Here is a 9,704-nt window from a genome sequence, read left to right on the forward strand (position 1 = left end):
TCGACGCGCAGTCCCGGGCGGGCGTGACACAGCGTCAGCAGCGTGCCGCCGGCGCCGATGGCGATGTCGTCGCAGTGCGCGCCGACCGCGACGATCCGGTCCAGGGGGCCGGCCCCGAGCCGGATCACGCCCGGGCTCCGGCGCGGTCCTGCTCCCACACGGCCCACGGGCGGTCGCCGCGGGCGTAGCCCGCGTCGAGCGCGGCCCGCTCCTTGACGGTGTCCGTCGGCTTCCAGAAGCCGCGGTGCTGGTGCGCCACCAGCCGTCCTTGCTTGGCCAGTTGGCCGCATCCGTCGGCGACCAGGTCCCCGTTCTCCGGGATGTGGTCGAAGACCTCCTGGCGGAGCACGAAGTAGCCGCCGTTCTCCCACAGCGGCAGTTCGCTCACCGCGGTGATGCCGCCCACCAGGCCGTCCTCCCCCAACTCCACGCAGTGGAAGGAGGATTGGGGCGGCACCACCATCATCGACGCGCCGGCGTCGCGCAGGGAGAACTTCTCGATCATCTCGGGCAGCGGCGCGTCGGTGAGGACGTCGGCGTAGTTGGCGAGGAACATCTCGTCGCCGTCCAGGTGGTGGCGCACCCGGCGCAGCCGCTCCCCGATCGGCGACTCGATGCCGGTCTGCGCGAACGTGATCGTCCAGTCGGCTATGTCGGTGGACAGCAGCTCGGTCCGCCCGCCTCTCAGCACGAAGTCGTTGGACGTCGTCTCCTCGTAGTTGAGGAAGAAGTTCTTGATGTGGTGGGCGCCGTAGCCGAGGCACAGGATGAACTCCTTGTGCCCGAAGTGCGCGTAGTAGCGCATGACGTGCCAGATCAGGGGCCGCGGACCGACCATTGCCATCGGCTTGGGCACGTCGTCGTCGGTGCCGTTGCGCATCCGCATCCCGTACCCGCCGCAGAACAGGACGACCTTCATGACTGCACCTCGACAATGCTGAGTTCCGGGATGGGGAAGACGAGGCGGCCGCCCCAGTCGTGGACGAAGGAGAGCTGCTCGACGAGCTCGTCCCGCAGGTTCCACGGCAGGACGAGGACGTAGTCCGGCCTGTCGGCGGCGATCTGTTCGGGCGCCAGGATCGGGATGCGGGTGCCCGGCGTGAACCTGCCGTGCTTGTACGGGTTGCGGTCCACCGTGTACGCGAGCAGGTCGGGCCGGATGCCGCAGTGGTTGAGCAGGGTGTTGCCCTTGCCGGGGGCGCCGTAGCCGACGACCGTCTCCCCGCGCTCGGCCGCCTCGATGAGGAACCGGAGCAGGTCCCGGCGCACCTTGGCCACGCGGGCGGAGAACTCGGTGTATCCGGACAGCTCCTGCAGCCCGGCGGCCTTCTCCCGGGCCAGGACGTCGGCCACCGCCCGCGTCGGCTCGCCGGCCGCCTCGGCCGGCCGGGCCCACAGCCGGATGGAGCCACCGTGCGTGGGCAGCAACTCGACGTCCACGAGGGCGAGTCCGCCGCTGGCGAGGGCCCGGATCGCGGAGGCGACCGTGTAGTACTGGAAGTGCTCGTGGTAGATCGTGTCGTACTGGTTCTCCTCGATGAGGGTCAGCAGGTGCTGCACCTCGATGGAGACCCAGCCGTCGTCGGCGACCAGTGCGCGCAGCCCCTGGGTGAAGCCGACCACGTCGGGGATGTGCGCGTACACGTTGTTGGCGACGACGAGGTCGGCCGGGCCGTGCTCGGCGCGGACGGCCGCGCCGGTGTCCGGGGACAGGAACTCGCTGAGCGTGGGCACGCCCGCGTCGCGGGCCGCGGCGCCGACGTTCACCGACGGCTCGATGCCCAGGCAGCGGATCCCCCGGTCCACCACGTGTTTGAGCAAGTACCCGTCGTTGCTGGCCACTTCGACGACGAAGGCGTCGGATCCGAGGCCCACCCGCTGCACGGCGCCGGAGACGAACGTCCGCGCGTGCTCGACCCAGGACGTCGAGAAGGAGGAGAAGTACGCGTACTCCTTGAACGTCTCCTCCGGCGTGATCAGCGGCGGGATCTGCGCGAGCCAGCACGCGGTGCAGACCCGCAGGTGCAGCGGGTACGCCGGTTCCGCCTCGTCCAGCCGGTCCGCGGCGAGAAAGCTCTCGCACGGCGGTGTCGCTCCCAGGTCGACGACGCTCGCCAGCGCCGTCGAACCGCAGAGTCGGCATCGTGTCATTTGCTGCCCCCCATTGTTTCGTCCCCCATTGATTGCGACCGACCCGCGAGCGCGGTGCGGTACTCCTCCTCCAGGCGCTCCAGGCCGACGGCCGGGCTGAAGCCCTGTTCGTAGCGGCGCCGGGCAGCCCGCCCCATCTCCCGGTTGCGGTCCTGCCCGGTCGCGATCCGGCGCAGGCAGGACGCGAGCGAGGCGCGGTCACCGGGCCGGTGCAGCAGTCCGCTCACCCCGTCCTCGACGAGTTCGACGAAGGCGCCGTGACCGGCGGCGACGGTCGGGACCCCGGCGGCCATCGCCTCCACGACCACGAGGCCGAACGCCTCCAGCCAGGTGGAGGGAGCCACCACGGCGACCGACCGCGCGAGCGCCTTCTGGCATTCCGCGGTGTCGTACAGGCCGACGTAGCGCACGTCGTCCCTGCCCTGCGCCCAGGCGGTCACCTCGCGCTCCAGCGGCCCCGTGCCGGCGATCACGAGCGGCACTCCCACGCCGCCGCCCGCCGCGACCTCGTCCCACGCGGCCATGAGCAGCCGCACGCCCTTGGCCTCGGCGAGCCGGCCCAGGTAGAGCAGGTGCTCGCCGTCCCCGGTCCGGCGCGTCTGCGGGTCGGGCACGAAGTTGTGCTTCACCGCGAGGCGTTCGGCGGGCATCCCGGCCCCTACGAGGACGTCGCGCTGCGCCGCGGAGATGCACAGGAACCGCTCCACGCCGGACCACCAGCGCCGCCGGTTGACGGACAGGCTGACCGCGAGCGGCACCGTCGCCAGGCGGGAGCCGCGGTAGCAGCCGTGCCGGACGGCGGGCAGCGGCGTCGACCCGACGCACTCGGTGCACGGCCGGCCGTCGCGCTGCAGCGTGCCGGGCGGGCAGACCTGGGTGTAGTTGTGCAGCGTCGCCACGGCGGGCACGCCGACGTCGGCGCACGCGGCGAGGACCGCGGGCGACAGGAGCGGGAAGACGTTGTGGACGTGCACCACGTCCGGTCGCCCGGTGCGCAGCCGGGCGGTGAGCTCCGCGCGGGCCCCCGGGTTCCACGGCACGAGCAGCGGCACCGCGGCCTTGCCCAGGAGCGAGCGGTCGGCGATGTCGTCGCTGCGCCGCTCGAAGGTCTCGACGCGGTGACCTGCCGCGCGCAGCAGCTCCACCTCCTGGTCGACGACCTTGTTCTCCCCGCTCGGCTGCGCCGAGGAGTAGCGGTTGTGCACTACGAGGATGTGCATGCGCGGTTCACCTCCGGTCCTGGGCCCAGCGCGGGACACGTCGTCGGGGGACGGGGGGTGCCGGCAGCACCGGGGCCGTGGCGGGTGTCGCCAACAGGGCGGCGGCCAGGGCCAGATGCAGCAGGTACGGCGAGGCGTCGCCGAGCCCGGCCTCCGTGTAGGACGCGATCGCGCAGTAGCTGATCAGGAAGATCGCGCAGGCCCGCTGCAGCGACGGGGGCCGCAGCAGCGCGACGCCGCCGAGGACGAGGAGGAGCGTCGCCACCAGGGTGACGCCGATCAGGCCCTGCTCCTGGTAGACGGCCAGCCAGCTGTTGTCGATGGGCAGTCCGCCGAACGACTTGTCGCCCAGGCCCATGCCGAACAGCTGCTCCGTGGTCGTCCGGGGCGCCGCGAGCAGGGCGTCCCAGACCTTGGCCCGGCCGGTGAGGTTGGAGAAGTTCTCCTGGGTCTGCCCGCGCAGGAACCATGCCTGCAGCGCTCCGCTGAACCCCACCGCGGCCACCGCGACGACCACCACCGTCCAGCTGAAGAACCGGCGGGCGGCGGCGCTGGTCAGCAGAAGGGAGCCGATCGCCAGCACCAGCCCGATGAGCATGCCGAGCGTGGCGGTACGGGTATGGGTCAGCGCCAGCAGGACCAGTGACGGCACGATCACCAGCGCCGCGCTGACCCGGTCGGTCCTGCGTCCGAGGACGAGCAGCACGGTCAGCCCGATGATCACCGCCGCGTACTGTCCGATCTGCGGTGGGGTGAGCGGCCACAGCGCGCCGACGAGGCGGCCCCCGTAGAGCCCGGGCAGGGCCGTGCCCGGGGACACGACCAGGCCGACGGCCACCGAGCCCAGCACCACGAAGTACATCCGGATGTGGTGCCGCACGAACGTGAGGCTGCCGTCCCACCAGCGGCTGAGCAGCCACAGCGTGGCGATGAACAGCGCCAGGCGGCCGCAGCGGAACAGTGCGCCGAATCCCGATTCCAGATCCACGCTGGAGATCAGGCTCGGCACCAGCAGCAGGGTGAGCAGCAGCACGAAGGCGCTGGAGCGGATGCGCAGCCGGAGGTTGACCGCGAGCGCCAGCGCGAACGCGGCGACCAGGGCGCCCATCGTGACCATCTGGATGAGGGAGCGGGGCAGCGGCACGATGGTCACCGCCCCTGCCGAGCCGAGCGTGTTGAGGATCAGCAGTCCCCAGACGGTCCCGACGAGCCGGGGCGGGCCGGCCGGGGCCGCCGTGTCCGGTGTGCGCGGGGCCACCTCGCGGCGCAGGTCCAGGGCCATCTCAATCACCGGCCCGCGGCGCGAGGGTGCTGTGCGCGTCCTGCCGGTACTCCGCGCCCTGCCACTGCCCGAAGCCGAGCACCTTGCTCTGGTCCTGGGCGACGAACTTCCACGGTCCGACGTAGACGTTGTCGTGCCAGCGGTTGTGCTGCTTCCCGGTGATCGCCTCGGCCACCCCCTCGCCCTTGTAGGGCGACCAGTCCGGGTAGGTGCCGTAGTTGGCGAGGACGGCCATGCGGTCGCATTTCGTCGTGCACTTGACGACGGACTTGTCCAGCACGAAGCGGTTGTCGTGGATGTCTACTCGCTGCGTCTTCCACCGGCAGTCGGCGAACAGGGGCGCGGTGCCGATCCCCGGCTTCTTGCAGCGGTGGGTGTCCTTCACCAGCAACGTGCAGTCACCGGACGAGGTGTTGGCGGGACTGTTGCAGAACCGGTCGGCGTTCTCCCACAGGGTGATCCCGGACCAGTTGTCCTGCAGGACGTTCCCGTAGACGTCGATCTTGTCGGTACGGGCCCGGACACGGGGCTCGCCGCCGGACTCGGACAGGTAGACGGTCGCGTACGGGAAGTCGTCGCCGGCCGCGGCCTCCCTGCGGCCCTCGACCCAGTTGTTGTGCCGGATCGTGTTCTTGCGGATGACCGCGTTGTAGCTGGTCTCGTAGATCAGCGCGGCGCCGTCGTTGTCCTCGATGACGTTGTTCTCGATGCGGAAGTCGTTGTTGTTGGTGTCGGCCCACAGCCCGGTTCCGCGGTTGTCGTGGACCCAATTGCCGCTGATGTCGGCGCCGTTGACGGCCCAGAACTTGATGCCGCCCGTGCAGCCGCAGCCCTCCTGGCGCCGCTCCCAGTCACCGGTGTTGTTGCCCACGATCTCGTTGCCCTTGACGACCAGGCCGGTGATGCCGTCCTTGGCCTTGTACGCGTTCATGCCGTACTGGCCGTTGTCGCGCAGGCAGTTGGCGCGGACCTGCTGACGGGCCCCGGCCATCAGTCCGGCGCCGGAGTTGCGCTGGATCGTCGCGTGCTCGATCACCCACCCGTCGGCGGAGTCGTGGTTGACCACGCCCTCGTCGCGCGGCGCCACGAAACCCTGCACGGTCAGGTGGCTGAGGGTGACGTTGCGGGCGTCGCCGCCGAACGCGTACTGGTTCTTCTTGCGGCCGTCGAGCACGGCGCCGGGCGCGCCGATGTAGCGGTCCCCTTCCTTGGGGATGACCTGGGCGAAGCGGTCCGGATCGAGCCGGTGCGTGCCCGGTCGCAGCCAGAACGTGGTGTGCGGGGGGCTGCTCTTGGTCTTCGCCGCGATGTCCCCGACCTTCGCGGGGTCGACCGTCACCGCGCCCGCCGGCGCCTTCGCCGGACCTGCTTCGGGCTTGTCGCACAGCCGGCCGGTGGGCGGGGCCGACGCCGCGGTCGGCCCGGGCCGCACGCTCGGCGCGCTCCTGGCGTCCGGCGCGTTGTCGGCGTCCGGCGTGCTGTCACAGCCGGTCGCCGACAGCAGGGCCAGCACCAGCGGTGCCGCCGCCCAGGTCCAGTACCGCCTTCTCGTTCTCACGCGCCCTCCTGGCCGCGGAATCCGAGCACCGTGGTGAACGTCCCCGACTGCGCGGCGCCGTCGGCGAATCCCATCCCGACCAGCGTGGTCGACGGCTCCTTGCGTCCGAAGCCCGCGGAGTACCAGCCCAGCGGCGGGTCGCTCTCCCCGCGGTGTGCCCGCCACTCCAGCTCCGCGGGCAGGTCGAGCACCGCGGCGCGCCCCTCGCCGTCCCGGATCCAGGTGAGCGAGGCCCGGTTCCCGACCAGGTCCGCGGCGATGGCCGGCCCGAGGTGGAACGTCAGCTGCACGGCCCGGCGCGGACCGCGCACCTCGTCGACCACCTTCACCTCCTGGTCGGCCGCGCTCAGTTCGACCCGGCGTCGGTGCACGGAGCCCTGGTAACCGTCGTGCTCGGCGCACCAGGTGGCCGTGCCGGTGTCGGACGGATCGGCGGCCAGGACCCGGCTGCGGGCGTGCCGGGTCCACAGGAACGGGCCCCCGGAGACGGACTGGTCGGTGCCATCCAGGCGCAGGGTGTTGTGGCCGAGGGTCGAGCGGAAGTACTGCCGCCACGCGGGCTGCCCGTGGTAGCAGTACGTCCCCGGGTCGGCGAGCACGTCGACCCCGTCGTGCCGGACCTCCACGGACAGGGCGTCCGCGTGGGCGTGCGCCGCGATGGACAGGAAGCCGTGCGGGCCGCCGTCGCAGCGGCACCAGATCTCCTGCGGCCCGCGCAGGATCGTCATGCCCGCGTCGGCGAAGTGGGCGGGCCTGCGCGCCGGGCGGGACACGGACGGTGCGGTGGGCTTGATGAGCGCGGCCAGCAACGGCGTGCGCACATCGGCGCCGGGCACCTGCGGCCACCAGGCGAGCCGCCCGAACACGGCGTCCCCGGTGGCCAGGAGCGAGGCCCAGCGGTCGGTTCCCGCGCCGTCCACGACGAGGCCGTGCCCGTCGTCCGCGTCGCCCTGGCGCGGCGGCCGCAATCGGTTGTCGACGACGGCCGCGAGCGCGTCGGTCATCCGCAGCAGCACCAGCCGGACCGACGCGGGGACCGGCACGCCGGCGGCGTCGGCCTCCGCCACCGCGGCCAGGCCGAGTTCCAGGACCAGCCCGTGGTACTCGGTGGCCAGCTCGCGGTTGAGGCCGGAGGGGAAGGTGTTGGCGCGCAGGTGCCGCTCCAGCGAGCGCAGCGCGTCGGCCCGCCAGCGCGCCGACGTGGGGTACCAGCCGAACGCACAGGCCGCGGCGAACTGCCCGGCGGCCTCGGCGATGACGTGGTTGTTCGCCGAGGACCCGCGGCTCGGGAACGCGGCCAGCCAGCGCTGGTGGTGCCAGATCTGCTGCACCGCCACCGTGTTGTCCTCGAACAGGGCGGCCGCGCCCGGCCAGCCGTCGAGCAGCCGGCGGATCCACACCCAGGACAGCAGCCGGATGCCCAGTTCGATGCCGCTGATCCAGTGCACGCCGCGCAACGGCGGGTTGGCCGCCCACCACGACCGCAGGTGCTCGGCCACCCGCTCGGCGTACCGGTCGTCGCCGGTCACCGCGTAGGCGGCGGCGAGCACGGTGAGGTACTGGTGCCGGGACAGCTCCCAGATCTGCTTGATGTCCCCGACGGCTTCCTCGTCCCGGTAGGGCACGCCGAAGGCGTAGCCGAACGGGGCCCGGCGCCCCGTCTTCGGGTCGTACCACCAGTCCGGGTCCGTCAGGTCGTCGCGGACCACGCCGAAGTACTCGACGTGCCCGTACATCAGCCGGTCCGCCTCGGCGACGAGACGTTTCGCCGCGTCCGGCGGCACGGCGGCGATCGCCCCGGCGGGCAGCACCGCCGTGAACCGGGCGTCCGTCACGGCGGGGCAGACGGGTCGTGCGGAGCGCCACCGGCGTCTGCGCACCGCGTCGCCCGCCCGGCCGCCCACCTCTCCCGGCCGCATCCGGGACAGCCGGCGCAGGTACCAGCCCGCGCTCATGGTCATCGCGACCTCGTCAGCGTCACGGGCGCGCCACCCGACAGGCTCGCCCGGACGGCGAGGGTGGCCGACGTCGTGGCGACCAGCGACTCCAGCGGCACGGGCATCGGCCCGCCGGTCCGCACGGCCCTGACGAACGCGGCCAGTTCGGCGTTCTGGCCCTTGTCCCGGGCCTTGGGCAGCCGCGAGCTGACCCACCGCTTGGTTCCGTACACGGAGGCGCGGACGAAGTCGTCGAGCCGCAGCACCTTGCCGTCCGCGACGAGGTCCAGCGTCTCCTTGGGGAACCCGGGCGCGCCGGTGGTGACGTAGCTGATGGTGGCGGTGGAGCCGTCCGGGTAGCCGAGGACGACCTGCAGGTCCTCGTTGCCTGACGTGGCGACCGCGTACACCGAGACCGGGTCGGCCCCGAGCAGCCAGCTCGCCGTGTCGAGGAAGTGCCCGCCCTCGCCCGCGAACCGCGATCCCTCGGTGGCCTGTTGGAGGTACCAACTGCCGTGCCCCAGCCGGCCCGCGTTGACCAGGTAGCGCAGGCTCGCCGGACCGGTCCGGGCCCCGAACCGCTCCTTGGCCTCCCCCAGCAGCGGCGCGAAGCGGCGGTTGAAGCCGACCTGCAGCCGGTCGTTGCCGGACTCCTCGACCGCCGCGAGCACGCCGGCGAGCTCGTCCTCGGTGAGGGCCAGCGGCTTCTCCACGAACACGGTCTTGCCGGCCAGCAGCGCCCTGCGGGTCAGTTCGGCGTGCGAGCTGTGCCGGGTGACGACGAACACCGCGTCGATGGAGGAGTCGCCGAGCACGGCGTCGAGGTCGGTGGTCGCCTCGGCGAAGCCGAACTTCCGCTGGGCGTTGGCCGCGGACAGCGCCGTGGTGGTCACGACCGTCGACAGCTCGACGCCCTCGCGCCCCGTCAGGTGCGGCAGCAGCATCGACGTCGCGTAGTTCCCCGCGCCGACGAACGCGAGGCGCACGGGCGTTCCGGCCGTCCGGACGGGGGCCCGTTGTGCCTCGACGACGGGCACCTTCATCTCGGGGGCCGCCGACTCCCTTTGTTCCTGCGCCTGTTCGGGGTACCGGAACAGCACGGCCACGGCCTTGAGGTCGCCGTCCTTCAGCCGCTGGTACGTCTCGACGGCGTCGTCGAAGTCGGCGATGTGGGAGATCAGGGGCTCCACGTCGACGCTGCCGCGGGCGAGGAGATCGAGGAAGCACGCAAGGTTGCGGCGCTCGGTCCAGCGCACGTAGCCGATCGGGTAGTCCCGCCCCTCGAGCTCGTACTCGGGGTCGTAGCGCCCGGGCCCGTACGAACGGGAGAACCGGACGTCGAGCTCCTTCTCGTAGTAGGCGTTCCACGGCAGGTCCAGACGGCACTTGCCGATGTCGACGACCCGGCCGCGGTCCCGGCAGAGCCGTGCGGCCAGCTCGACGGGCTGGTTGCTGCCGCCGCCCGCGGCCAGGAACACCTGGTCCGCGCCGTGGCCGCCGGTGAGTTCGGCGACGGCGGCCTCCACGGCCGCCGACGCGGGATCGCCGCAGGACAC

General features: G+C 72.2%; 7 protein-coding genes and 1 pseudogene. All 8 read right to left on the minus strand.

Annotated features, from left to right (window positions below):
- Positions 1–128 (minus strand): annotated as a pseudogene (locus G3I40_RS45010) (PIG-L family deacetylase); the annotation flags it as partial.
- Positions 125–919 (minus strand): glucose-1-phosphate cytidylyltransferase, encoded by a 795-nt coding sequence (locus G3I40_RS45015; protein ID WP_164560557.1) that lies wholly within the window; start codon positions 917–919, stop codon positions 125–127. The gene G3I40_RS45015 and the pseudogene G3I40_RS45010, both read right to left, overlap by 4 nt.
- Positions 916–2,151, minus strand: coding sequence for a class I SAM-dependent methyltransferase (locus G3I40_RS45020; protein ID WP_164560558.1), 1,236 nt, complete (start codon positions 2,149–2,151; stop codon positions 916–918). Before G3I40_RS45020 ends, G3I40_RS45015 begins: the two co-directional genes overlap by 4 nt.
- Positions 2,148–3,371: a glycosyltransferase gene (locus tag G3I40_RS45025; protein ID WP_164560559.1), complete on the minus strand. Its 1,224-nt coding sequence runs from the start codon at positions 3,369–3,371 to the stop codon at positions 2,148–2,150. The genes G3I40_RS45020 and G3I40_RS45025 overlap by 4 nt, the downstream gene beginning before the upstream one ends.
- A 7-nt stretch (positions 3,372–3,378) precedes the next feature.
- Entirely contained in the window at positions 3,379–4,653 is a 1,275-nt protein-coding gene (locus G3I40_RS45030) for an O-antigen ligase domain-containing protein (protein ID WP_239092323.1), read from the minus strand.
- Between the two features lies 1 nt (position 4,654).
- On the minus strand, positions 4,655–6,211 hold the full coding sequence (locus tag G3I40_RS45035) for a right-handed parallel beta-helix repeat-containing protein (RefSeq protein ID WP_164560560.1): 1,557 nt from the start codon (positions 6,209–6,211) through the stop codon (positions 4,655–4,657).
- Positions 6,208–8,172, minus strand: a complete 1,965-nt coding sequence (locus tag G3I40_RS45040; RefSeq protein WP_164560561.1) for an alginate lyase family protein — start codon at positions 8,170–8,172, stop codon at positions 6,208–6,210. The genes G3I40_RS45035 and G3I40_RS45040 overlap by 4 nt, the downstream gene beginning before the upstream one ends.
- The coding region (locus tag G3I40_RS45045) for a Gfo/Idh/MocA family oxidoreductase (protein ID WP_164560562.1) at positions 8,169–9,704 on the minus strand (1,536 nt) is incomplete at its 5' end. The genes G3I40_RS45045 and G3I40_RS45040, both read right to left, overlap by 4 nt.

Source organism: Streptomyces sp. SID14478, assembly GCF_010548525.1.
Classification (GTDB): Bacteria; Actinomycetota; Actinomycetes; order Streptomycetales; family Streptomycetaceae; genus Streptomyces.